Here is a 23700-nt window from a genome sequence, read left to right on the forward strand (position 1 = left end):
TCCGGTATGCCGGTAATGTCCCAGTTGTGGGCAGTGGTATGTCCTTCTGACGGTAGCGTTGCGGTGAGACACCTTGCCGTCGTCAGGAGTACACGTGACCGTTCCTGCGGACGCCGCCCGGCGGCGCATCGTTGAGATATTCACTTCCCAGGAGGAGCCGCTGCTGCGGCGGTGGAGCCAGATCTCCGGCGCGCCGATCGACGAACTCCGGGATCTGCACCAGGCGTTGCGCACGGCCCTCACCGGCGACGGCGACCTCGCCGACGTACGCGGCCTGCTCGGCGAGCTGTCCCGCTCCCGCGCCCGGCAGGGCTACACCCCCTCCGACACCGCCCGGGTCGTGTTCTCGCTCAAGGAGGCGGTGTACGAACAGGTCGAGGCCGACGGGCAGACCGAGGCGCTGCGTGGCTTCGCCTGGCTGTCGCGGCTGATCGACGACCTGGGGCTGTTCACCTTCGAGACCTACTCCGCCGCCCGCGAGAAGATCATTATCGACCAGGCCGAGCAGCTTCTCGAACTCTCGACCCCTGTCGTGAAGCTGTGGGAGGGGATCGTCGCGGTGCCGCTGGTCGGCACGCTCGACTCCGCCCGTACGCAGGTGGTGATGGAGAAGCTGCTGCAGACGCTGGTGGACACCGGCTCGGAGCACGCGGTGATCGACATCACCGGCGTGCCCGCGGTGGACACCGAGGTCGCGCAGCACCTGCTCAAGACCGTCGTCGCGGCCCGGCTGATGGGCGCGGAGTGCGTGATCTCCGGCATCCGCCCGCAGATCGCGCACACCATCGTCACGCTGGGCATCGAGTTCGGCGACATCGTGACGAAGGCGTCGCTCGCCGACGCGCTGGCGTACGCGCTGACGCGCAGCGGTGTGCAGGTCAAGGGTGCCGCGACCACCCGGGTCGCGGTCAGGGCGGAGCGCGACTGATGGAGCGCGTGCCGATCCTCAAGCTCGGCGACATCCTGATCGTCTCCATCCAGATCGATCTGGACGACCAGAGCGTGCTCACTCTGCAGGAGGACCTGGCCGAGACGGTGGTGTCCAGAGGAGCGCGCGGGGTGATCATCGACATCACCGCCGTGGAGATCGTCGACTCGTTCATCGGCCGGATGCTCTCCACCATCGCCGCGATGACGCGCATGCTCGACGCGGAGACCGTGGTGGTCGGGATGCGGCCCGCCGTGGCGATCACGCTGGTGGAACTGGGACTGTCGCTCGGCGGCGTGCGCACGGCCCTCAACCTCGAAAAGGGAGTCGTGATGCTGGAGCACGCGAGGAGCGCCGAGGGGTGAGCGGGCCGCAGGAGCTGCCCATCGCCACCAACGGTGACGTCGTACTGGTACGCCAGAAGGTCAGGAGCGTGGCGGCCGAGATCGGGCTCTCCCTGGTCGACCAAACCAAGATTGTGACCGCCGCCAGCGAGCTGGCCAGGAACGTCCTGGTGCACGCCGGCGGCGGGCGGGTGGAGGTCGAGAAGGTCTCCACCGGGCTGCGGCCGGGCCTGCGGCTGGTCTTCTCCGACGAGGGCCCCGGCATCTCCGACATCGCGCAGGCGATGACCGACGGATTCACCACCGGGGGCGGTCTCGGGCTCGGCCTGAGCGGGTCGCGGCGGCTCGTCGACGAGTTCGACCTGGTCTCCGCCCCGGGTGAGGGCACCCGCATCACGGTGACCAAGTGGTCCCGTTGAGCGGCCCTGCCGAGCCGCCCGGTGAGAGCCGCGTGACCGGCCGTCACGAGGACATCTGGGTCCGCGCGACGGACCCCAGCGTGATCGGCGCCGTCCGCAGGTCGGCCGTCGCGCTGGCGACGGCCGCCGGGTTCGACCAGAACCGCACCGGCCAGGTGGCCGTGGCGGTCACCGAGGCGGTCTCGAACCTGGTCAAGCACGCCGAGGACGGCGTCGTCCTGGTGCGCCCGCACGGCGAGCGCACGGGCGTGGTGGAACTGGTGACCGTCGACCGCGGACCGGGCATCGCCGACCTCGCCCGCGCCCTGCGGGACGGCTTCTCCACCTCGGGGACCCTGGGCATCGGGCTCGGCGCCATCGCGCGGATGGCCTCGGCCTGGGACGTGCACAGCATGCCGGGCCGGGGCACCGTCCTGGTGACGCACTTCACCGCGGACGGCTCGCCCGGGCCGCCGCCGCGCGTGAGCGGGATCCGCCGCCCGATCGGCGAGGAGACGATCTGCGGCGACTCCTACGCCGTGGTCGACACCGGAGGCGTGATCACGGCCGTGCTCTGCGACGGGCTCGGCCACGGCGCCGCCGCCGCGCACGCCTCCCGCGAGGCCGTACGGGTGTTCCTGGACGACCCCCTCGCCCCGCCCGTCGCCGCGCTGGAACGCGTGCACCGCGGGCTGAGCCACACCAGAGGGGGCGCCGTGGCCGTCGTCAGGGTCGAGCGGGAGACCGTGTCGTACGCCGGGCTGGGCAACATCTCGGGCTGGATCGCGCACGCCGAGGGCCGCCAGGGCATGATCTCCCTGCCGGGCATCGCCGGGCACAAGGGCAGGCGCCCGCAGCAGTACGAGTACGCGCTGCCGCCGCACGCCACGGTGGTGCTGCACTCCGACGGCCTCACCGACCGCTGGGACCCGGCGTCCTTCCCGGGCCTGTTCGCCCGCTCCCCGGCCGTGATCGGCGCCACCCTGCTGCGGGACGCCGGCAGCCGCAGGGACGACGCCTGCGTCGTGGCGTTGAGGCAGGGGCCGTGACCGGCGAGGTGCTCACCCGCGCGGACATCAGCGCAGACCAGGACGTCTTCGCGGTCCGGCGGCTCGGCAGGCGGATCGCCGAGCTCGTGGGCATGGAGTCGCAGGACCAGATCCGCATGGCGACCGCGCTCAGCGAGATCGGCCGCGAGGTGCTGGCCTCGGGCGCCGAGGGCCACGTGACCTTCAGCCTGGCGGAGGACCGGCTGGTCATCACCGTCGAGTACGGCGACGGGCAGAGCCTGCGGCCCAGCGAGGGCCTGACGCTCGCCGGCCGCCTGGTCGACGAGGTCACCCTGGCCGCGGAGGAAGGGCGCGTCACGCTCGTGAAGCGGGTGCCCGGGCGCCGGCAGAGTCCGTCGGTCGCCGACGTACGGGCCGGGCTGGCCCCGCTGGCGCCCGCCACCGCCCTGGACGAGCTGCGCGAGCAGAACAAGGAGCTGGCCCGCACGCTGGAGGAGGTCCTGCGGCTCAACGCCGAGCTCGCGGAGACCAACCAGGGCGTCATGGCGTTGTACAACCAGTTGTCGGCGGAGCTGGAGGAGACCAACCGGGGCGTCGTGGCGCTGTACGCCGAGCTGGACGAGAAGTCGTCCCAGCTGCGCAACGCCGCCGAGGCCAGGCAGCGGTTCTGGGCCAACGTGAGCCACGAGCTGCGAATGCCGCTGACCTCGATCATCGGGCTGGTCCGGCTGATGGTCGGCGCGGGGGGCGAGCCGCTGACCGAGGAACAGGAACACCAGGTGAACCTCATCGGCGGCAGCGCGGAGACGCTGCTCGGCCTCGTGGGGGAGCTGCTCGACCTCGCCAAGGCGGAGTCGGGCCGGCTCGACCCGGAGCCGTCGCTGGTGGACGTGGTCGCGGTGGCCGAGGCGCTGCGCGGGACGCTGCACACCGCCGTACGGGCCGAGGGGGTCGGCCTGGTGATCGACGTGTCGCCCGAGGTCGGCGAGATGCTCGTCGACGAGGTCATGCTCACCCGGATCCTGCGCAACCTGCTCAGCAACGCGCTGAAGTTCACCCAGGAGGGTGAGGTGCGGCTCAGCGCCGAGGTCGATCCGGCGATGGCCGAGGTCGTCTTCACCATCTCCGACACCGGCGTCGGCATCCCGGAGGAGCTCCTGGAGCGCGTCTTCGAGGAGTTCTTCCAGGTGCCCGGCCCGCTCCAGCTCAAGGCGAAGGGGACCGGCCTCGGCCTGCCGTACGCCCGCAGGCTCGCCGAGGCGCTCGGCGGCGACCTGGAGCTGTCGAGCACGCAGGGGAAGGGGACGACGGTCACGCTGCGGGTGCCGCACCGGATGGCGAGCCCCGAGATCGGTCACGTGCTGGTGGCCGACGACGACGCGGGGTTCCGCGCGCTGGCCCGGCGCCTGCTGTTCGGCTTCGCCGCCGTCGTGGACGAGGCCGCCGATGGGTACGAGGCCCTTGAACGGATGCGTGAGCACGTCCCGGACGTCGCCCTGGTCGATCTCTTCATGCCCCGGCTGGACGGCGCCGCACTGCGGCAGCGGATGGCCGAGGACGAGAGCCTCCGGGAGGTGCCCGTGGTCACGGTGTCGGGAGCGCTGGACGAGCAGGAGAGCGGGCACCTGTCGTTGAGCAAGCACGGGCTGCGCCGGGACCGGCTGCTGGAGACGGTCAGGGAGGCGGTCGCCGCGCGGCGCGGAGGTGGGGCCGATGATTGACACCCCGGCGACCGTGCTCGTGGTCGACGACATCCCGACCAAGCGCTACATACTTTCCAGCTGGCTGCGGCGGGCGGGGCACCGCGTCGTGGAGGCCGGCGGCGGCGAGGAGGCGCTGGCCCTCGTCGCCACGCTCAGGCCGGACCTGGTCGTCCTCGACGTGCGGATGCCCGACCTCGGGGGCATGGAGGTCTGCGAGAAGATCAAGGCCAACCCCGAGACCACCTCGATCCCGGTGATCCAGGTGTCCGGCAACGCGATCACCCCGGCCGACCGCGCCGAGGGGCTGGAGCGCGGGGCCGACGCGTACCTCTCCGAGCCGATCCAGCCGGACGAGTTCGCGGCGACGGTCCGGGCGATGCTGCGGTACTACCGGGCGCGACAGCGGGCCGAGCGGATGGCGGCCCGGCTGAGCATGCTCGCCGAGAGCACGCTGCTGCTGAACGAGGCGGAGGGCTTCGAGCGGCTGCTGTCGGTGGCCGCCGAGGGCTGCTCCCGGCTGGTGGAGCGGTCCGCGCGGGTGCTGGCGGTGTCGCCGGACGGGAAGCTGCGCAGGTTCTCCGCCCGGCCCGGCGAGGCCGCCGCGGCCCGGCCGGTGCGGCCCGACACCCTCGACCGGCTCAGCGCCATCGCCGTCGGGGACTCCACCGGAGTATGGGCGCTCGACCTGGACAGCGAGAGATGGGCCGCCGTCGTCCCCGACAGCGACGTGGTCGGGAGCGTGTCGGGCGTGCTGTGCCGGACGAAGTCGGGCAGGGCGCCGGTCTTCCTGGGCGTGGAGACGGACCCGCCGCTCGACGGCGACGAGGCGAGCCTGCTGCGGCAGTTCGGACAGGCGGTCGCCCTGGCCGTCGACGCGGCCCGCGCGTACGCCGAGGAGCACACGATCGCGCTGACGCTGCAGCGCAGCCTGCTGCCCGAGAGGATCCCCATCGTGCCGGGCCTGCGGATCGCCGTGCGGTACCAGCCCGCGGTGGACAACGTGGAGGTGGGCGGGGACTTCTACGAGGTCCTGCCTCTGGGCGACCGGGTGCTGATCGCGCTCGGCGACGTGCAGGGCCACTCGCTGCACGCCGCCACCGTGATGGCGGAGCTCCGGTACGCGCTGCGGGCGTCGGTGATCGAGGCGGTCGATCCGGCCCGGTCGATGAGCCTGCTCAACGCGGTCCTGCGGCGTTATCACCCCCGGATGACGGCGACCGTCTGCCTGCTCCTGCTCGACCCGGAGACCGGTGAGCTGGAGCTCGTGAACGCCGGGCACATCCCGCCGCTGATGGCGGGCCGGGACGCGGCCTACCACAGGTTCGGGAACCTGCTGCTGGGCGTGGCCGAGGAGCGGTACCGGGTGGACCGGCTCCACCTGGCCGAGGGCGCCACGATGGTGCTGTTCACCGACGGGCTGATCGAGGACCGCGACAAACTGCTCGACGAGAGCCTGGAGGTCGCCCGCCAGCAGGCCGAACACGTGGGCGACGACCTGGAGAGCTTCTGCGACCGGCTCATCGCCACGTTCGGGGCCCGCGAGGACGACGTGGCGCTGGTCGCCTTCCGCCGCGAGTTGTCCACAGGGGGCGAGCCGGGGCCGCGACGGTCGCGGGGGACCGAATAGCCTTGGGGCATGCGGAGCCCTTTGCTTGACACATCCGGCGCGGTGGCCGCGCAGGCACCGGACGAGACGGTGGCGGCCCACTACGGCGACCCCTACGCCGAGCAGCGCGCGCTCGCCGAGGGGCGGGCGCTGGTCGACCGGAGCGACCGCGAGGTCGTGCGCATCGCCGGACCCGACCGGCTGAGCTGGCTCAACGACCTCAGCTCGCAGAAACTGGACACGCTCCAGCCGGGCACGCCCGCCCAGGCGCTGCTGCTGGACGGCCAGGGCCGCGTCGAGCACCACCTGACCCTGGTGGACGACGGCGAGGCGGTGTGGGCGCACGTGGAGCCGGGCACGGCGGCCGAGCTGGTCGCCTTCCTGGAGAAGATGCGGTTCATGCTGCGGGTCGAGGTCGCCGAGCTCACCTCGGACTACGCGGTGGTCTCCGTCGCGCCGCCCGTCCCCGCCGGTGAGCCGGCGGCCCAAGAGGAGAGCTGGGCGGAGAGCCGGGCGGAGGGCCGGGCGCTCCCTGAGGGGACCGTCGCGATGGGCAGCGGTGACCTGCTCGTGCCGCGCGGGCGGCTGGCCGGTCTCCCGGAGGAGCTGGGCCTGCGCCCCGCCGGTCTGTGGGCCTACGAGGCGCTGCGCATCGCGGCCCACGTGCCCCGGCTCGGGTTCGAGACCGACCACAAGACGATCCCCCACGAGGTCGGCTGGATCGGCGTGGCGGTCCACCTGAGCAAGGGCTGCTACCGGGGGCAGGAGACGGTCGCCCGGGTGCACAACCTCGGCCACCCGCCCCGCCGCCTGGTCTTCCTGCACCTCGACGGCAGCGTCGACAGCCTGCCTCCCCACGGCGCCCCGGTGACGCTCGGTGTGAGCACCCCGGTCGAGGCGGAGCCGGAGGCGGCCGTGGAGGGCGCGGCCGAGCCAGGCCAGCTCGGGTTCGTCGGCTCATCGGCCCGCCACTACGAGCTGGGCCCGATCGCCCTCGCGGTCGTCAAGCGGACGGTGCCGGTGGACATCGACCTGCTGGCCGGTGGCGTCGCGGCGAGCCAGGAGATCGTCGTGCCGCCGGACGCGGGCCGCAACGTGCACATCGACCCCGCCCTGCGCCGCCGCGTCCGCTGACGGCGCCCTGCCGATCACCCGCGTCCGCCGGCTGGGACGGTCCCTCGGCCGGTGCGGATCACGCCTCGGGCGGAATCCGTGCCGCGCCCGTGCCGTATCCGTGCCGCCCCGGGCCGCGGCGGCTCAGACGTCCAGGACGAGGGTGATCGGGCCGTCGTTGGTGAGGGTCACCTTCATGTCGGCGCCGAAGAGGCCCGTCTCGACCCGCGCGCCGAGCGTCCGCAGTTCGGCCACCACCGCCTCCACCAGCGGCTCGGCCACCGGGCCGGGGGCGGCCGACTGCCAGGTGGGCCTGCGGCCCCTGCGGGCGTCGCCGTACAGGGTGAACTGGCTGATGACGAGCAGCGGGGCGCCGACGTCGGAACACGACTTCTCGCCGTGCAGGATCCGCAGCCCCCACAGTTTGGCGGCGAGCCTCGCCGCCTCGGCCCGCCCGTCGGTGTGGGTGACGCCCACGAGCACCAGCAGGCCGGGCTCGTCGATCGCTCCGACGACACGCCCCTCCACCACAACCGACGCGGAACTGACCCGCTGTACGACGGCACGCATGCCCCCGGATTCTGCCATGTCCCGGGCCTTCGTAGACTGCGCCCCATGTCGGAGATAGTGGTAGAGGTGGTCCGTTCGGGGTTCGTCGAGTCCGTGCACCGGGCACGCGTGCACGTGATCGGGGTGGACGGTTCCCCGGCCCTCGTGCGCGGGGACACGGCGAGTCTCGCCTCGCCCCGCTCCGCGATGAAGCCGCTGCAGGCGCTCGCGATGGTCCGGGCCGGCCTGCCGCTGGAGGGGGAACTGCTCGCGCTGGCCGCCGCCAGCCACAGCGGGGAGCCCTTCCACGTCGACGGCGCCCGGAAGATCCTCGCGGGTGCGGGACTGGACGAGTCCTTCCTGCGCTGCCCCGAGGACCTGCCGCTCGACGAGGAGGCGAGCCGTCAGGTCCTGCGGCAGTACGGCGAGGCCCGCCGCGTCTTCATGAACTGCTCGGGCAAGCACGCGGCGATGCTCGCCACCTGCGTGGTCAACGGCTGGCCGGTGGACGGCTACCTGCATCCCGGGCACCCGTTGCAGCGCGCGATCCGCGCCACAGTGGAGGAACTCACCGGCGAACGGGTCGCGGCGACCGGCGTGGACGGCTGCGGCGCGCCGCTGTTCTTCGTCTCGATGGCGGCGGTCGCCCGCGCCTTCCGCCGCCTCACGCTCGCTTCGGACGGCACCCCGGAGCGGCGCGTCGCCGACGCGATGCGCGCGCACCCTGAGTGGACGAGCGGCACGACCCGGGCCGAGGCCCTGCTGATGCGGGCCGTTCCCGGGCTGCTGGTGAAGTCGGGCGCGGAGGCGTTCGACGCCTTCGCCGACGCCGAGGGCCGGGCCGGCGCCGTGAAGATCGTGGACGGCGGCGGGCGGGCCCGCGTGCCGGTCACCGTCGCCGCCCTGCGCGCGGCCGGGATCGACGCCCCCGAATTCGCCGGGCTCGCGACCACGCCGCTGTTCGGCGGCGGCGTCCCGGTCGGGGAGGTCCGCGTCCACGCCGCCTGACACCGCGGGGCGGGAGAGCCGCCTGATCCGCCCGAGCCGCTGCCCGCTGCGCCTCCCACCCCCCTGCCCTCCGCCCGAGTGCCCCCAGCCCTCTGATCCGGGGGCGGGGGATCAGAGGGAGCGGAACTGGCGGGAGGACGAGATCGCGCCGGAGGTGGTCAGCGTGAACGTCCGCATCGAGTCGGCGAACCTGGACAGGTCCCACTCCGCCGGTCCCTGGTACCAGTACAGGTGGTCGGCCTGCCGGCCGTCGCCCGTGAACGTGCCGACGATCCCCGCCCACCGGTCCACGTTGTCGAAGATCACCGCGTAGGGCAGGTAGCGGGAGAACAGCTCCACCCGGCGGTCCGGGGGCACGTCGTCGGCGCTCGCGTGGGCGAGGTACTCCCGGAAGCCGAGGGTGTGCGCCAGCGCCTCGGCGCCCTTGGCGGTCTTGGCCGGCATGTACTGGCCGCCGAAGGCCAGGGCCGCCCCCGCGATGATCAGAGCCGGTCCCAGCAGGCCGTACGACGTGAACCAGGCGAGCAGGACCGTGGCGACCACCCCGAGCGCGAGCACGACCACCCCGAGGGTGGTCCAGCGCGACCGCACCGAGTCGGGCCGCCGGGCGAACCAGCCCTGGTCCACCACGTCCTGGTAGAGCGCGTCGCGCACCGCCGTGAGGCGGGTGGTGAAGGACCCGTGCAGCTGCGACAGCAGCACCCTGTCGCGGCCGTCGAAGACCGCGTCCCAGAGCGCGCGCTCGTAGGGGAGCAGGTCGCCGATCGGGGCCCCGGGCAGCTTGACCAGGCACCAGTCGGGGGACTCGTACGTCTGCCGGGGCTGCTCGTCGATCCGCAGGAAGCCGCGCACGGCGAGGTCCACGAGGGTCGCGGTCACGTCGACCACGTCGGCCTGCTCGTCGACCAGCGTGCCGATCTGCCCGGGCCGCACCCCGTCCGGCGGGGTGAAGCGCCCGCCGCCGTGGCCGCTGACCTGGTTCAGCCAATCGCCTGTCGTCCCGCCGCCTGCCGTCCCGGTGCCGGCCGTCTCACTGCCGATCACCCGGGCGTCGCGCCCGCGCGTCCAGTACAGCAGCCCCACGCCGCCCAGCAGCAGGACCAGCAGCGCCGCGAGCGACCCGCCGGTCACCGCGTTCAGCGCGAACGCGTTGGACAGCTCGAACCTGCGCTCCAGGATCGGGGCCGCGCCCGTCGCGCCCTTCGGATAGCCGACGACGACGGTGAGCGTCTGGCCCTGCCGGAGGTCCTGCTGCTCGAAGGTGGCGGTGGCGCCGGTCTCGTCGACCGACGCGCCGGTGCAGGCCGTGGCCGCGCCGGGCTCGCCCGCGAAGCAGGACAGGTTCTGCACCCTGCCCGGGCCGGTCACGGTCACCACCGCGTCGCGCACCGGGCCGGACACCGCGAACCAGCGCAGCTCCTCGCCCCCGTCGGCGACGGGCGAGACGGCGCCGGTCACGTCGTACTCGACCGTGCCGCCGAACGTCAGGGTCTCCCCGTCGTACGAGCCGCCCTTGACGTTGGAGAGGCGGTAGACGCGGTCGTGGCCGTCGTCGAAGCGGGTGCGGGTGATCGGTGTGCGCCGCACGGTCCCGCCGGCGGGGGTGACCGTCTCCTTCACGTGGAGCACGCCGTCCCGGCGGAGCTCCAGGGTCACCTCGTCCTTGTCGGCCGGTGCCGCGGCGCGTGCGGGCTGAGCGGGTGCGGGCGAGGCGTGCGCGGGGGAGACGGCGAGGACGGCGAGGGCGGCGAGCAGTGCCGCCGGTCCGAGCCGGCGCGCGAGATCCAGCATGAGCCGAAACCTTATCGGTCCCATCCGACACGTTTCGCGGGGTCGGTAGGGTTACCGTCCATGGGACACACCCGGTTGTACCGGAACGGCGTCCTGGAGGCCGAGGGCTTTCCGGTCGCCGACGTCTCCGAGCACGTCAGGGATCCGGCGGCCGTGGTGTGGTTCGACATGTGCGACCCCACCGAGGAGGACCTCCACGCGATCAGCGAGGAGCTCGGGCTGCACGCCCTGGCGGTGGAGGACGCGCTGCAGCGCCGGCAGCGGCCCAAGCTGGACGTCTACGACGGCCACATGTTCCTGAGCGTCTACGCGTCCGCTTTCGACGCCGGGACCGGCGAGGTGCGGGTCGCGGACGCCGCCGCCTTCATCACCTCGAACGCGCTGGTCACCGTGCGGCAGTCGGACGAGTTCTCCGTCGAGGAGGTGATGCGGCGCTGGGACGAGGGGGCGGACCTCGCCCGGCACGGCGTCGCGTTCCTCCTGCACGGCCTGCTCGACTACGTGGTGGACAGCCACTTCGCGACCGTCGAGGCGATGGACGAGCAGGTGGAGGACCTGGAGGACACGGTCTTCGGCGAGCGGCCGGTGAGCCGGGAGGAGCAGCGGCGCACGTTCGAGCTGCGCAAGAGCCTGGTCACGCTCCGCCGGGTCGTGATGCCCATGCGGGAGGCGGTGAACACGCTTCTGCGCCGCAACGGCATGGTCGGCGACGGGGAGATGGCGCCGTACTTCCAGGACGTGTACGACCAGGTGCTGCGCGCCACCGAGTGGACCGAGTCGCTGCGCGACCTGGTGGGCAACATCCGCGAGACGCAGCTGACCATGCAGGGCAACAGGATGAACCTGATCATGAAGCGGGTGACCAGCTGGGCCGCGATCATCGCGGTGCCGACCTTGATCACGGGATTCTACGGCCAGAACATCCCGTTCCCCGGCTTCGGGCATCACTGGGGCTTCTGGACGTCCAGCGTGCTGATCGTCGTCGCCTCCGCCACGCTCTACCGGGTGTTCCGGGCGCGCGACTGGCTCTGAGGCGCTGCCCCCGTCACCAGGGTCCGTACGGCCCCTGGTTGCCGCCGCCGCCCTTGTGCTCGTTGACCGCGGGCTTCACGTCGGCGAGGTAGATGCCCGCCGCGATGACCGCCGCGATCGTGAAGATGCTCAGCGCGCCCAGGTACTGGACCGCCGCGGCGAAGGTGAACAACGTCGCGAAGCCGAGGATGATCAGCCAGAGCTGCTTGGTCTGCTTGCCCGCCGCGGGGAAGGCCCGGGCCGGGATGCGCACGGCGTGGACCAGCGCCACGACGCACAGCAGGAAGGCCGCCAGGGAGAGCAGCCAGAAGATGATGGAGAGGATTCCGTGGAGCCCGAACATTGGTTCTCCGCATGGTCAAGGTGGCCGACGACCCCAAGACTAATGGGCGCCGCCGACAGGTGGCGTGGACGACGGCGGCCCGCCTCCCCCAGGGGAAGGCGGGCCGCGGTGTCGCCGGCGTGGGCGGAAGGTCAGCCGCGGTTCGCGGTGGTGGCGCGGGCGCGGCCGCCCGTGGTCCGCTTCCCGGTGGTGGCCCCGCTGGTGACCTCGGCGGCGATCGCCGGCTCGGCGGTCTCCGAGACCTCGGTGAGCTCCAGCGCGGCCTCGCCGCTCACCCGGCTGACGACCTTGCGGCCACGGGTGGCGAGGTCGTCGTACAGGCGGTTGATCTGCGTGGCGGCGGCGTCGGCGTAGCCCCGGGCCTTCTCCGGCAGCTCGCGCGCGACGGTCTCGGCCCTGTCCTGCACCGTGGAGGCGTAGGCGCGGGCCTTCTCCACGGCGAAGTCGCCGGCCCCGGTGAGGGCGTAGAACGGCTTGCTCTCGGTGATCTTCTTGGCCTGGGTGACGATGGTGGTCATGGGTTATCCTTCCTGCGAATCCGGCGTCAAGCCGTCACGCGAGGGAACCGGGTCGTCCCCGAGATGCGCGGCCGATTGCGGCGGCTGCGCGGCGCCGGCCCGGTTCTCCTTGCGGAACGACTCGTAGATATCGACGAGCACCTGGCGTTGCCGCGAGGTGAGTGCCACGTCGGCCCGGATCGCGGCCAGCACGTCGCTGTGCGGCTCGCGGTCCTCGATGAGGCCGGCCTGGACGTACAGCGCCTGGGCGGAGATGTGCAGACCCTTGGCGATCTGGTTCAGTATCTCCGCGCTCGGCTTGCGCAAGCCCCGTTCGACCTGGCTCAGGTAAGGGTTCGACACGCCGGCCTGCGCGGCGAGCTGGCGGAGTGAGATCTTCGCCTGCTGCCGCTGCTGGCGGATGTACTCACCGAGCGAGCCGACCTTGGGCAGTTCCATGTCCCCAGTCTGCATCGCACTGCTTGCAATTGCAAACTGAGTGACTAACTTCAGCTAACACCCAAGCGTTGGTCAGAGAACGGTCGGGCCGGGAGGCGGTCTCAGCCGGGGAGCAGCCAGAGCAGCGGCGCGCTGGTCGCGAGCACCACCGACCCGATCAGGATCAGGAAGCGCTGCGCGGCGGGAAGCGACACCTCGGGACGCACGAGCCGGTCGACCCTGGCCATCACGCTGGACGACGCGGACGCCCCCAGCGCGCCCTGCGGCGTGGGCAGCGCGGCCGAGGTGCCGAACCGCAGCAGGGCCGTGGCCAGCCTGCGGGGGCAGCAACGCCGGCGGGCGCGGTCGTCGGCGGCCATCTCGATCAGCAGCTCGACCGACGCCTGCGCGTCGCGCACCAGCTTCGACCACGGCAGGGCGCGGCGCAGTGCGGCGAACGGCAGCAGCACCAGGTCGTGGCGTTCGCGCACGTGCGCGGCCTCGTGCGCGAGCACGGCCTCCAACTCGGCGGACGACAGCAGGTGCAGGGTGCCGTCACTGATCACCACCTGCGACTTCAGCCCGGGCAGGCAGTACGCGGCGGCGCCGGGGAAGTCGACCACCCGCACGCCGGGCACGGCCGGTTCGTCCCTGGCCACCAGCGCGAGCAGCAGCCGGTGCCTGCGGCGGGCCCGCAGCGTCTGCGCCCCCGCCGCGAGCGGCAGGGCCACCAGCACCGCGAGCAGCGACAGGCCCGCGATCAGCGCGGCCAGCCGGACCATGTCGTACGGGTCGCGCACGCTGGACCCCACGCTCGCCAGGAATCCCGCCAGGAACTCGGCCAGGCCGTGCACGACCCCCTTGCCGTACGGGCCGAGGGCGAAGGCGAGCAGGGCGCCGGTGGAGGCGAGGCCCCAGGTCACCCCGAGCGACTGCCAGAGCAGGATCGCCGTGCGCGGGGCGCGCCAGGTCCAGCGCGCGAAGGTCAGCCGCCACGCGGCCAGCGCGCAGGTCGTCGCGAGCGCGGCTAAGACCGCCGCCGCGATCACTCTTCCCCCAGCTCCGTGAGCGCTTTCCGGAGGATCTCGGCCTCCGTGCCGGAGACGGCCCGGGCGAAGCGGGTCAGCGCCGCGTCCCGGTCGCCGGTCATGTCGAGCGCTTCGAGCATCAGCTCGGCGACGTACGCGTCGCGGCTCGCGGCGGGCTGGTAGCGCCAGGCCCGCCCGTCCCGGGTGCGGGTGAGGAACCCCTTGCGGGAGAGCCGGTCGAGCACGGTCATCACGGTCGTCGGCGCGAGATCGCGGTCCTCGATGAGACGCCCGACCTCGCGGGCCGTGAGCGGCGCGTTCTCCGCCCAGAGAATGTCCATGATGCTGCGTTCGAGCTCTCCCAGTCCCTTCACACCTCTAAGGCTACCTGGGGTAGTACTACGTCCTGTAGAGAGGTGACGCACATGAACATCGTTCTGGTCGAGGGAGACATCACCGAGCAGCGGGTCGACGCGATCGTCAACGCGGCCAACTCGTCCCTGCTGGGCGGCGGAGGCGTGGACGGGGCCATCCACCGGCGCGGCGGTCCGGCGATCCTGGAGGAGTGCCGGGCGCTGCGTGCCTCCCGGTACGGACGGGGACTGCCGGCCGGGCAGGCCGTCGAGACCACCGCCGGACGGCTGCCCGCCCGATGGGTGATCCACACGGTCGGGCCCGTGTACTCGCCGGATGAGGACCGATCCCATCTGCTCGCCTCCTGCTATCGGGAGTCGCTGGCCGTCGCCGGCCGGTTGGGCGCCGCCACCGTGGCCTTCCCCGCCATCTCCACCGGGATCTACCGGTGGCCGATGGAGGACGCCGCCCGCATCGCGCTGACCACCGTACGAATGACCACCCTGCGGCAGGCCGGGTCCGCCGTCCGCGAGGTGCGGTTCGTACTGTTCAGTAACGCAGCCTATGCCGCGTTCGAGACCGCTCTCGCGGAGCCGGCCTAAGCATCGGGCCAAGGATTCAGAGCCACCGGAGCATGTAGATCTCGTCCCGCTCGTCGCCGGGCGCCAGCCGGATCGAGCGGGGCACCCGGCCGACCTCCCGGTAGCCCGCGCTCGCGTAGAAGGCGTCCACCCCGGTGCCGCCGCGGCAGGTGAGCTGCAGCGCCTCCAGGCCGAGGGACCGCGCGGCGTCGTCGGCCGCGCTCAGCAGGGCCCGGCCGTACCCCTTGCCCTGGTGCTTGGGATGGACCATGACCCGCAGCACCCACCGCCAGTGCGCCCGCAGGCGCGAGTCGTTGTCGGCCAGGATGAGCCAGGCGGCGACCTCGCCGTCGTCGCCGAACCCGGCGAGAAGGCTGTCCGGGGCTCCCGGCCCACCGGCGGAGCGGGTCCGGGCGAACGCCTTCTCCGCCGTCGGCCTGATGACGTCCGGCGTCACGGGAGGCACGAAGCCGACGGCGCCGTCCGCGTTGGTCACCTCCGTCCAGCAGAGCAGGAGCTGGTCGAAAAGCTCGGGGGTCATCTCCGGGTCGAGGACGAAACGCATGGCCCGGACGTTACCAAGCACCGGGAGAGGCGCTCGGGGCGATACCGCTCCACGGCAGGGTCAGCTCGCCGAGCCGCCACCGTCCCGGGCCTCCGGCCGGCGGCAGGGTCTCCACCGGCCAGTCCCGCGCCACCAGCTCGGCCGCCCTGATCCAGCGCTGCCGGGCGCCGTACGCGCCGAAGGGGGCACAGGTCGCCCACGCGCGATCCCAGTCCGCCAGGAACGCGTGGACCGGCTGCCCGGGGACGTTGCGGTGGATCAGCGTCTTGGGCAGCCGCTCGGCCAGGTCGGACGGCCGCCCGAAGCCGGTGAAGCGGGCCGCGAAGGTCAGCGTCCGCGGCCCCTCGGCGCCGAGCGCCACCCAGGTCGCCCGGTGGCCGACCTCCGAGCAGGTGCCCTCGACGACCACTCCCGCCGGGTGCAGGCCCGCGCGGAGCAGGTCCCAGTGCGCCCACGCCTCGTCCTCGCCGTACTGCCGCAGCACGTTGAACGCGCGGACGATCAGCGGCGGGCGGGGGACCGGCAGCTCGAAGCCGCCCCTGACGAACGACAGCCCCTCCCGCTCGTACGGCCTGGCCGCCGCGACCCGGCCGGGGTCGATCTCGACGCCCACCACCTCGACGACCGGGCAGACCCGGCGCAGCCTGGTGAACAGCTCGGTCGTCGTGACGTGGGACGCGCCGTAGCCGAGGTCGACCACCAGCGGCGGCGCCGTCCCCGCGCGGCCCGAGCGCAGCAGCGGGCCGTACACGGCGGCGATCCAGCGGTCGCACCGGCGCAGCCGGTTGTGCCCGGTCGTTCCACGGGTGACCGCCCCGACGGGCCGGCCGGGCCGGACCGGCCTCATGACCCGGACGCGACCCGGTGCACCTTGTGCTGGGCGGCCTGGGCCCGGGGCCGCACGACCAGCCGGTCGATGTTGACGTGGGCCGGGCGGGTCACCGCGAAGGCGATCACGTCGGCGATGTCGTCGGCGGTCAGCGGGCCGGGGACGCCCTCGTACAGCTTGGCCGCCCGCTCGGCGTCGCCCCCGAAGCGGGTCAGCGCGAACTCGTCGGTCTTCACCATGCCCGGGGCGACCTCGACCACCCGCACCGGTTCGCCGCACAGCTCCAGGCGGAGGGTCTCGGTCATCGCGGTCTGCGCGTGCTTGGCCGCGCAGTAGCCGCCACCCCCCTCGTACGACACGAAGGCCGCCGTCGAGGTGAGCATCACCAGCACGCCGTCACCCGACGCGACGAGCTTCGGCAGCAGAGCCCGGGTCACCCGCAGGGCGCCGAGCACGTTCACGTCGTACATCCGCTGCCAGTCGTCCACCTGGGCTCCCGCCACCGGCTCCAGCCCGAACGCGCCGCCGGCGTTGTTCACCAGGACGTCGCAGCGGTCGAGCGAGCCGGCCAGCGCGTCCACGGACGCCTGGTCGGTCACGTCGAGCGTCACCGGGCGGATGCCCGGCACGTCGGCCGCCAGCTTGTCGAGCCGGTCCCGCCGCCGCGCCGCGGCCACCACGCGGTAGCCCTCGGCGGCGAGCCGCCGGGCCGTCGCCTCGCCGATGCCGCTGCTGGCGCCGGTCACCACCGCGGTCCTGACCTCCGGATCGGTCACCGTCGGATCGGTCATCGTCACCGACATCCTCCCTCTACGCCGCTCCTCTGGGCGCCCCCGGGGAGTCCCCCTGAGGCAGCCGCCATCCTCTCAGGACCCCCGGCGCTCACATGTGTCGGGGAATCCGGTGATGATTTTGGTGGTTGTAAGCCTTTCGGAGGTGGTTCGGGTGTCGGTCTTTCGGCGTCGGGTCAACCGCGTCGCGACCATCAGCGTGCACACGTCCCCGCTTGACCAGCCGGGTACGGGCGACGCGGGCGGCATGAACGTCTACATTCTCGAGGTCGCCAAGCGACTCGCCGCGCTCGGCATCGAGGTGGAGATCTTCACGCGGCGCACCGCACGCGACCTGCCCCCGGAGGCCGAGCTGAGCCCCGGCGTGCTGGTCCGCCACGTCACGGCGGGGCCGTACGAGGAGCTCGGCCGCGCCGACCTCCCGGGCCAGTTGTGCGGCTTCCTGTCCGGCGTCCTGCGCACCGAGGCGATGTACGACCCCGGCCGCTACGACGTGATCCACTCCCACTACTGGCTGTCCGGCCAGGTGGGCTGGCTGGCCAAGGAGCGCTGGGGCGTGCCGCTCGTGCACACCATGCACACGATGGCCAAGGTCAAGAACGCCCTGCTCGCTGAGGGCGACAAGCCCGAGCCGGCGATGCGGGTACTGGGCGAGGAGCAGGTCGTGGAGGTCGCCGACCGCCTGGTCGCCAACACCACCGCCGAGGCGGAGGAGCTGATCGACCTCTACAAGGCGCCGCGTGAGCGCGTGGCCGTGGTCAACCCCGGCGTGAACCTCGCCGTCTTCCAGCCCGCGTCGAAGGGCGCCGCCCGGCGCCGCCTCGGCCTCCCGCAGGACGCCCACGTGCTGCTGTTCGTGGGCCGCATCCAGCCGCTCAAGGCCCCCGACGTGCTGCTCAGGGCCGCCGCCCGGATGCTCGTCGAGGACCCCTCGCTGCGGTCGCGGCTCGTCGTCGCCTGCGTGGGCGGGCCCAGCGGCAACGGCCTCGCCCGTCCCGCGCTGCTCAGCGACCTCGCCGCCGAGCTCGGCATCTCCGACGTCGTACGGCTCGCGCCGCCCGCGCCGCAGCACGAGCTCGCCGACTGGTACCGGGCCGCCGACGTGACCGTCGTGCCCTCGCACAACGAGTCGTTCGGGCTGGTGGCGCTGGAGTCGCAGGCGTGCGGCACCCCCGTCGTCGCGGCCGCGGTCGGCGGGCTGCGCACCGCCGTCCGGGACGGCGTGTCCGGCGTGCTGGTCGACGGGCACGACCCGCACGACTGGGCGCGGGAGCTGGGGCTGCTGACCGGGCGTCCCGACCGGCTCGCCGCGCTCGCCGCCAACGCGGTGGAGCACGCGACCGCCTTCGGCTGGTCGGCGACCGCCGCCCGCCTCGCCGAGGTCTACGCCGGCGCCAAGGCCCAGCTCCACCGCACTCCCATCGCGGTCAGCTCGTAGGGTGGCGAGATGAGAACCGAGCTCGAAGTCGTGATCGAGTCGGCGCTGGAGTCCGCCGAGCTGTCCTACGAACAGCCCAGACCGGGCGCGTTCCTGGTGAAGCTGCCGGGCCGGCACAAGCTCGCCACCATGACCTGGCTCGTCGTCGGCGACCAGGCGCTGACCGTCGAGGCGTTCTTCTGCCGGCAGCCCGACGAGAACCACGCCGAGTTCTACCGCTGGCTGCTGCACAAGAACGGCTCGATGTACGGCGTCCACTTCGCCGTGGACGCCGTGGGCGACGTGCACCTGGTCGGCCGGCTGCCGCTCGGCGCGGTGACCGGCGAGGAGATCGACCGGATCCTCGGCTGCGTGCTCACCTACTCGGACGAGTCGTTCGACCGGGCCCTTGAGCTGGGCTTCGCGTCGTCCATCAGGCGCGAATGGGAGTGGCGGGTCAAGCGCGGCGAGTCGCTGGCGAACCTCCAGGCGTTCGCCCGCGTGGTCGACTCCTGACCAACGGGCTGTCAACCGTACGCCGATAGGATTGGCCGCATGGCTACTTTGGTGCTGCTGCGGCACGGTGAGAGCGAATGGAACGTCAAGGGCCTGTTCACCGGTTGGGTGGACGTCACCCTCTCGCCGACCGGCGAGGAGGAGGCGCGGCGGGGCGGGCAGCTGCTTCTTGAGGCCGGCATCCGGCCCGACGTGGTGCACACCTCGGTGCTCACCCGGGCCATCAGGACCGCCAACATCGCCCTTGAGGCGGCCGACCTGCTGTGGCTCCCGGTGAAGCGCTCCTGGCGGCTGAACGAGCGTCACTACGGGGCGCTCCAGGGCAAGGACAAGGCGCAGACCCGCGCCGAGTTCGGCGACGAGCAGTTCATGCTGTGGCGCCGGTCGTACGACGTGCCGCCGCCGCCGATCGCCGACGACGACGAGTACTCCCAGCTCGGCGACGGCCGCTACTCGCTGCTGCCGTCGGAGCTGGTGCCGCGCACCGAGTGCCTCAAGGACGTCGTCGGCCGGATGCTGCCGTACTGGTACGACGAGATCGTCCCCGACCTGACCGGCGGCCGCACGGTGCTGGTCGTCGCGCACGGCAACTCCCTGCGCGCGCTGGTCAAGCACCTGGAGGGCATCAGCGACGAGGACATCGCGGGCCTGAACATCCCCACCGGCATCCCGCTGCGTTACGAGCTCGACGACGACTTCCGGCCGGTCGGCAAGGGCGAGTACCTCGACCCCGCCGCCGCCGCGGCCGCCATCGAGGCCGTCGCCAACCAGGGCAAGAAGTAACTCCCGCTTCCGTCACGACGGCCGCGCCCCTCCCGAGGGGACGCGGCCGTGTCCGTGTGCGGGTCGCCCCGCACAACGCGCGGCCTACTTGTAGACGACGGTCTTCTTCGCCCTGCCGGGGAAGACCTCGACGAGGGAAGTGCCGTTCCCCCGTGGTCAGCCCTTTCACGGTGCCGTCACCGAACCCGGCGCAGTCGAGTTCCGAATCGGTGCTGACCCTGCCGGGAGAGGCCGACGCCGCCGCGGAGGTCAGCACGGCCGCCGCCCAGAGCACCCATGATCGTCTCGGCACGGGGGCGCAGACTACGCGACCCGTGCGACAGAACCGATGCGAGAGCCCCGGCCCCCCGAGGACCGGGGCTTTCGCGGCTTTCGTTCGCCGTCCCCCGTACGCGGTCTCCCGTACGCCGTGGCGCGTCAGCCGGTGAGGGCGTCCGCGTCGCGGGTGCCGGTGACGAGGTACACCACGTCACGGGCGACCCGTACGGCGTGGTCGGCGTACCGCTCGTAGTAGCGGCCGGCCAGCGTGATGTCGATCGCGGCCTCGATGCCGTGCTCCCAGTCCTTGGAGAGCAGCACGCGGAACAGGCGGCGGTGACGACGGTCCATGGCGTCGTCGTCCTCCTCCAGCTCCTTGGCGAGGTCGATGTCCCGGGAGGCGATGCAGCTGCCCGCCTTGGTGATCAGGTTCTCGGCGATGGCTCCCATCTCCACGAACGTCTCGCGCAGCTCGGCCGGGATGGCCGACTCGGGGTGGCGCATCCGCGCCAGCTTGGCGATGTGCTCGGCGAGGTCGCCCATCCGCTCCAGGTCGGCGGCCATCCGCAGCGCCGTGATGACGGTGCGCAGGTCGACCGCCACCGGCTGCTGGGTGGCCATGAGTTCGTAGATCGAGGTTTCCAGCTCCATGTGCAGCCGGTCGACCTCGGCGTCCTGGGCGATGACGCTCTCCGCCAGCTGCAGGTCGGCGTCGAGCAGGGCGGTCGTCCCCCTCGACATGGCCGACCGCACCAGGCGTGTCATCTCCACCAGGCGGTCGGTCAGACCGGCCAGCTCTTCGTGATAGGCGTCGCGCATGGCCGCCACGCTACGCGCGCGCCGATGAACGAATTCCGACCGACGGATGAACTTTTCCGGAAAGAGGAGGGTCGTGCCTGGTCGGACAGGTGGAGGAACCCGAAATGCCGCCTAGGCTGCTGAATGTGAACGAGTTGCTGGCGAGCCTGGCGGCGATGGGCGGATTCGTCCTCGGCTCCTTCGTCATGCTCGCGATCCGACGGCAGACGTACAAGCCCCCAGAGCCCGACCCGGTGGACGACACCCTGCCTCCGGGCGTGGCGTCGGTGCTGGCCGTGCTCCCGTCCTCGGCGGTCGTGCTCGACCGCGAGGACCGGGTGCTGCGCGCGAGTTCGGCGGCGCGTGCCTTCGGCCTCGTACGCGGAGAGTCGCTGATGGCGGCCGAACTGCTCGCGCTGGCCCGCAAGGTCCGCCGGGACGGCGAGATCCGCGAGAGCGAGATAGAGACCGCCGGGCGCAAGTTCGGGCAGGAGTCCACGTCGTTCGCGGTCCGGGTGGCCCCGCTGGGCTCCCACGGGCAGGTGCTCGTGCTCGCCGAGGACCAGACCGAGCGCCAGCGGGTCGAGGCCGTACGCCGGGACTTCGTCGCCAACGTCAGCCACGAGCTGAAGACGCCGGTCGGCGCGCTGAGCCTGCTCGCCGAGACCATCGAGGACGCCGCCGACGACCCCGAGGCCGTCAAGAGGTTCTCCGGACGGATGCAGCACGAGGCCGCCCGGCTGACGTATCTGGTGCAGGACCTCATCACGCTGTCGCGGATCCAGGGCGGCGAGCCCATCCCCGCGCCGGGGCAGGTGCCGGTGGACGAGACCGTCCACGAGGCCATCGACCGGTGCAACACCAAGGCGGCGGCGAAGGACATCACGCTGGTGGCGGGCGGCACCGAGGGGCTCAAGGTCTGGGGCGACGAGGAGCTTCTCGTCACCGCCCTGCGCAACCTCATCGACAACGCCGTCGCCTACAGCCCGGACCACACCCGGGTCGTCATCAGCGCCCGACCGGCCGGGAACGCCGTCGAGGTGAGCGTCAGCGACCAGGGCATCGGCATCCCCGAGAGCGCCCAGGAACGCATCTTCGAGCGGTTCTTCCGCGTCGACGCGGCGAGGTCGCGGGCCACCGGCGGCACCGGGCTGGGGCTCGCGATAGTCAAACACGTGGCCGGCGCCCACGGGGGCGAGGTCACCGTGTGGAGCAAGGAAGGCTCCGGATCCACCTTCACGCTTCGCCTTCCCGCGTTCGGCGGTCAGGCGGTCCCCGTACCAAGCACGATCATCCCCCAGGAGGCCGCTAAGTGACTCGGGTACTCGTCGTCGAGGACGAGGAGTCGTTCTCGGACGCCCTGTCGTACATGCTCAGGAAGGAAGGGTTCGAGGTCGCCGTGGCGGCCACCGGCCCCGAGGCCCTGGAGACCTTCGACCGCAACGGAGCCGATCTCGTCCTGCTCGACCTGATGCTCCCGGGCCTGCCCGGAACCGAGGTCTGCCGGTCGCTCCGGCAGCGGTCCAAGGTGCCCGTCATCATGCTGACCGCCAAGGACAGTGAGATCGACAAGGTCGTGGGCCTGGAGCTGGGCGCCGACGACTACGTGACCAAGCCGTTCTCGTCCCGCGAACTGGTGGCGCGCATCCGCGCGGTGCTGCGCCGCCAGGGCGACGTCGAGGAGATGGAGTCGGCGGTGCTGACCGGCGGGCCGGTCCGCATGGACGTCGACCGGCACATCGTGGCGGTGCGCGGCCGCCAGGTGCAGCTTCCGCTCAAGGAGTTCGAGCTGCTGGAGGTGCTGCTGCGCAACGCCGGGCGGGTGCTCACCCGCGGCCAGCTCATCGACCGGGTCTGGGGCGCCGACTACGTGGGCGACACCAAGACACTCGACGTGCACGTCAAGCGGCTGCGCGCGAAGGTCGAGGCCGACCCGTCCAACCCGCGCTGCATCCTGACCGTACGCGGCCTGGGCTACAAGTTCGACCCCGCCGAGGAGTGACCCGTACGGCATGAGCCCCTGTCCGGTCGCGGACAGGGGCTCTCGTGTTCCTCCGGGTGGCCTGCTGAGTGGCCTGCTGGGTGGCCTGCGCTCTCTCGCGCCGGCTCACCCGGCAGGGGCGCTCGGGGAGCCGGAGGGCGCGGCCTGGCCGGCCCCGGGCAGCGCGGTGTCCGTCGGCGCCGGGCTCGCGCCGGCCGGGGCCGAGGCCGCCGGTGTGGGCGTCGCCTGGGCGGCCGGGGGCAGCGTGGCGTACTCCCGGCTGCGGGTGACGACGGGCGCGATGACCGGGATGTCGCCGGCCTTCTGGAACCGCAGCGTGAGCTGGACGGTCTCGCCGCCGCGCAGGGCCGTCTTCAGCCCCTCGATCGTGACGCCGGGGGTCTTGGCGAGCGTGCCGGGCTCCAGCGTGATGGGGCTCGGCACCTTCACCGAGGTGGCCTTCTGCTCCTCCGGCACGATGCCGACGAGCTGGTCCGCGGCCCCCGTGCCGTTCAGGAGGGTGAGGTGGATCGGCGCCGACCCGCCGGCGGCGATCTGCTCGCCGGAGTCCGGCCCGAGGATGAACGCCTGCGGGATCTTGACGCCGTTCATGCCGTAGGTCTGGCCGGAACCGTCATCGGAGATGAGGACCCCGGCCTCGCCGGGGGCGTAAGGCACGTTGGTGTTGGCGTCGAAACCGGCGCCACACGCGGCCAGCGCAGGGATGGCGGCGGCGAGGAGCGCGGCAACGGCGATCGCCCTGCGACGGCTGCTGCTGGTCACGGTTCGAGGTCTCCTTGGTACGCACGTGTATGGGCAGCAATCACCTTATCCGCGCCGGTCCCCGGTCCGGCGTCGGCTCCCGCCCGTGGCCCGTAGCACCGCAGGTCACCCCTTGTGTCGCACCGGCCCATTCACAGAGTGGATTGCTTGTCAAGCCCCAAAACGGGGCTTTGACCTGCAGTTATGTTTCTTTCACTGTTCCGGGAGGCGGGAACCGCGTGGTACTCTGGAGTACAGCGGAAGGGGTACTCGTCAC

At 72.4% G+C, this 23700-nt stretch carries 27 protein-coding genes; 15 read left to right on the forward strand and 12 right to left on the reverse strand.

The window, feature by feature from the left end:
- Positions 1–94 precede the first annotated feature (94 nt).
- From HHX40_RS04575 to HHX40_RS04605, 7 genes are read left to right on the forward strand one after another with little or no spacing between them, the layout of a single operon-like run.
- Positions 95–928, forward strand: a complete 834-nt coding sequence (locus HHX40_RS04575) for an STAS domain-containing protein (RefSeq protein ID WP_182879567.1) — start codon at positions 95–97, stop codon at positions 926–928.
- On the forward strand, positions 928–1293 hold the full coding sequence (locus HHX40_RS04580; RefSeq protein ID WP_208758908.1) for an STAS domain-containing protein: 366 nt from the start codon (positions 928–930) through the stop codon (positions 1291–1293). Before HHX40_RS04575 ends, HHX40_RS04580 begins: the two co-directional genes overlap by 1 nt.
- Complete coding sequence (locus tag HHX40_RS04585) at positions 1290–1691, forward strand: anti-sigma regulatory factor (RefSeq protein WP_182879568.1); 402 nt, start codon at positions 1290–1292, stop codon at positions 1689–1691. Before HHX40_RS04580 ends, HHX40_RS04585 begins: the two co-directional genes overlap by 4 nt.
- 32 nt (positions 1692–1723) lie before the next feature.
- Entirely contained in the window at positions 1724–2719 is a 996-nt protein-coding gene (locus HHX40_RS04590; RefSeq protein ID WP_182879569.1) for an ATP-binding SpoIIE family protein phosphatase, read from the forward strand.
- Positions 2716–4401, forward strand: coding sequence for an ATP-binding protein (locus tag HHX40_RS04595; protein ID WP_182879570.1), 1686 nt, complete (start codon positions 2716–2718; stop codon positions 4399–4401). Before HHX40_RS04590 ends, HHX40_RS04595 begins: the two co-directional genes overlap by 4 nt.
- Complete coding sequence (locus tag HHX40_RS04600) at positions 4394–6010, forward strand: fused response regulator/phosphatase (protein WP_182879571.1); 1617 nt, start codon at positions 4394–4396, stop codon at positions 6008–6010. The genes HHX40_RS04595 and HHX40_RS04600 overlap by 8 nt, the downstream gene beginning before the upstream one ends.
- 9 nt (positions 6011–6019) lie before the next feature.
- A complete protein-coding gene (locus HHX40_RS04605) occupies positions 6020–7123 on the forward strand; it encodes a YgfZ/GcvT domain-containing protein (protein ID WP_182879572.1) in 1104 nt (367 codons plus the stop codon).
- A gap of 123 nt (positions 7124–7246) precedes the next feature.
- Here the strand turns inward: HHX40_RS04605 and dtd are convergent, their stop codons facing one another.
- Positions 7247–7672: a D-aminoacyl-tRNA deacylase gene (gene dtd / locus HHX40_RS04610; RefSeq protein ID WP_111697694.1), complete on the reverse strand. Its 426-nt coding sequence runs from the start codon at positions 7670–7672 to the stop codon at positions 7247–7249.
- A gap of 45 nt (positions 7673–7717) precedes the next feature.
- On the opposite strand from dtd, the gene HHX40_RS04615 reads away from it, so the two are divergent.
- Positions 7718–8659 (forward strand): asparaginase, encoded by a 942-nt coding sequence (locus HHX40_RS04615; RefSeq protein WP_182879573.1) that lies wholly within the window; start codon positions 7718–7720, stop codon positions 8657–8659.
- A gap of 111 nt (positions 8660–8770) precedes the next feature.
- Here HHX40_RS04615 and HHX40_RS04620 read toward each other — a convergent pair whose 3' ends face one another.
- On the reverse strand, positions 8771–10450 hold the full coding sequence (locus HHX40_RS04620; protein WP_182879574.1) for a DUF2207 domain-containing protein: 1680 nt from the start codon (positions 10448–10450) through the stop codon (positions 8771–8773).
- 60 nt (positions 10451–10510) lie between these two features.
- Between HHX40_RS04620 and HHX40_RS04625 the strand changes: the two genes are divergently transcribed.
- Entirely contained in the window at positions 10511–11482 is a 972-nt protein-coding gene (locus HHX40_RS04625; RefSeq protein ID WP_182879575.1) for a magnesium transporter CorA family protein, read from the forward strand.
- 13 nt (positions 11483–11495) lie between these two features.
- Here HHX40_RS04625 and HHX40_RS04630 read toward each other — a convergent pair whose 3' ends face one another.
- From HHX40_RS04630 to HHX40_RS04650, 5 genes are all read right to left on the reverse strand, one after another.
- Positions 11496–11825 carry a DUF2516 family protein gene (locus tag HHX40_RS04630; RefSeq protein WP_182874142.1) on the reverse strand — a complete coding sequence of 110 codons (330 nt, stop codon included), beginning with the start codon at positions 11823–11825 and terminating at the stop codon, positions 11496–11498.
- A 131-nt stretch (positions 11826–11956) separates the two neighbouring features.
- Entirely contained in the window at positions 11957–12343 is a 387-nt protein-coding gene (locus HHX40_RS04635; protein ID WP_182879576.1) for a hypothetical protein, read from the reverse strand.
- A 3-nt stretch (positions 12344–12346) separates the two neighbouring features.
- Positions 12347–12781, reverse strand: a complete 435-nt coding sequence (locus tag HHX40_RS04640) for a helix-turn-helix domain-containing protein (RefSeq protein WP_111697690.1) — start codon at positions 12779–12781, stop codon at positions 12347–12349.
- A gap of 101 nt (positions 12782–12882) precedes the next feature.
- A complete protein-coding gene (locus HHX40_RS04645; protein WP_182874139.1) occupies positions 12883–13809 on the reverse strand; it encodes a M56 family metallopeptidase in 927 nt (308 codons plus the stop codon).
- Complete coding sequence (locus tag HHX40_RS04650) at positions 13806–14162, reverse strand: BlaI/MecI/CopY family transcriptional regulator (RefSeq protein ID WP_150931004.1); 357 nt, start codon at positions 14160–14162, stop codon at positions 13806–13808. The genes HHX40_RS04645 and HHX40_RS04650 overlap by 4 nt, the downstream gene beginning before the upstream one ends.
- Before the next feature lie 51 nt (positions 14163–14213).
- Between HHX40_RS04650 and HHX40_RS04655 the strand changes: the two genes are divergently transcribed.
- A complete protein-coding gene (locus HHX40_RS04655; RefSeq protein WP_182879577.1) occupies positions 14214–14744 on the forward strand; it encodes an O-acetyl-ADP-ribose deacetylase in 531 nt (176 codons plus the stop codon).
- Positions 14745–14760: 16 nt separating this feature from the next.
- Here HHX40_RS04655 and HHX40_RS04660 read toward each other — a convergent pair whose 3' ends face one another.
- From HHX40_RS04660 to HHX40_RS04670, 3 genes are read right to left on the reverse strand one after another with little or no spacing between them, the layout of a single operon-like run.
- Positions 14761–15288 (reverse strand): GNAT family N-acetyltransferase, encoded by a 528-nt coding sequence (locus tag HHX40_RS04660; protein WP_182879578.1) that lies wholly within the window; start codon positions 15286–15288, stop codon positions 14761–14763.
- 10 nt (positions 15289–15298) lie between these two features.
- A complete protein-coding gene (locus HHX40_RS04665; RefSeq protein WP_182879579.1) occupies positions 15299–16135 on the reverse strand; it encodes a class I SAM-dependent methyltransferase in 837 nt (278 codons plus the stop codon).
- Positions 16132–16908: an SDR family NAD(P)-dependent oxidoreductase gene (locus tag HHX40_RS04670; RefSeq protein WP_182879936.1), complete on the reverse strand. Its 777-nt coding sequence runs from the start codon at positions 16906–16908 to the stop codon at positions 16132–16134. Before HHX40_RS04670 ends, HHX40_RS04665 begins: the two co-directional genes overlap by 4 nt.
- Positions 16909–17023: 115 nt before the next feature.
- Here HHX40_RS04670 and mshA point away from each other — a divergent pair, with 115 nt between their 5' ends.
- Genes mshA through HHX40_RS04685 form a run of 3 tightly spaced genes read left to right on the forward strand, consistent with a single transcriptional unit; the run spans position 17024 to position 19624 of the window.
- Positions 17024–18346, forward strand: a complete 1323-nt coding sequence (gene mshA / locus HHX40_RS04675; RefSeq protein ID WP_182879580.1) for a D-inositol-3-phosphate glycosyltransferase — start codon at positions 17024–17026, stop codon at positions 18344–18346.
- 9 nt (positions 18347–18355) lie between these two features.
- Positions 18356–18841 (forward strand): YbjN domain-containing protein, encoded by a 486-nt coding sequence (locus HHX40_RS04680; RefSeq protein WP_111697683.1) that lies wholly within the window; start codon positions 18356–18358, stop codon positions 18839–18841.
- A 39-nt stretch (positions 18842–18880) separates the two neighbouring features.
- Complete coding sequence (locus HHX40_RS04685; protein WP_138460544.1) at positions 18881–19624, forward strand: phosphoglyceromutase; 744 nt, start codon at positions 18881–18883, stop codon at positions 19622–19624.
- A 417-nt stretch (positions 19625–20041) separates the two neighbouring features.
- Here HHX40_RS04685 and phoU read toward each other — a convergent pair whose 3' ends face one another.
- Complete coding sequence (gene phoU / locus HHX40_RS04690; RefSeq protein ID WP_111697758.1) at positions 20042–20701, reverse strand: phosphate signaling complex protein PhoU; 660 nt, start codon at positions 20699–20701, stop codon at positions 20042–20044.
- 104 nt (positions 20702–20805) lie between these two features.
- Here phoU and HHX40_RS04695 point away from each other — a divergent pair, with 104 nt between their 5' ends.
- The gene (locus HHX40_RS04695) at positions 20806–21996 is read left to right on the forward strand and encodes a sensor histidine kinase (protein WP_182874133.1); all 1191 of its coding nucleotides are present in this window, start codon (positions 20806–20808) and stop codon (positions 21994–21996) included.
- Positions 21993–22682: a response regulator transcription factor gene (locus tag HHX40_RS04700; protein ID WP_111697679.1), complete on the forward strand. Its 690-nt coding sequence runs from the start codon at positions 21993–21995 to the stop codon at positions 22680–22682. The genes HHX40_RS04695 and HHX40_RS04700 overlap by 4 nt, the downstream gene beginning before the upstream one ends.
- Positions 22683–22787: 105 nt before the next feature.
- Here HHX40_RS04700 and HHX40_RS04705 read toward each other — a convergent pair whose 3' ends face one another.
- The gene (locus HHX40_RS04705; RefSeq protein WP_182874132.1) at positions 22788–23444 is read right to left on the reverse strand and encodes a copper chaperone PCu(A)C; all 657 of its coding nucleotides are present in this window, start codon (positions 23442–23444) and stop codon (positions 22788–22790) included.
- Positions 23445–23700 lie beyond the last annotated feature (256 nt).

This window comes from Microbispora sp. H10949 (assembly GCF_014161435.1).
Taxonomy (GTDB): Bacteria; Actinomycetota; Actinomycetes; order Streptosporangiales; family Streptosporangiaceae; genus Microbispora; species Microbispora triticiradicis.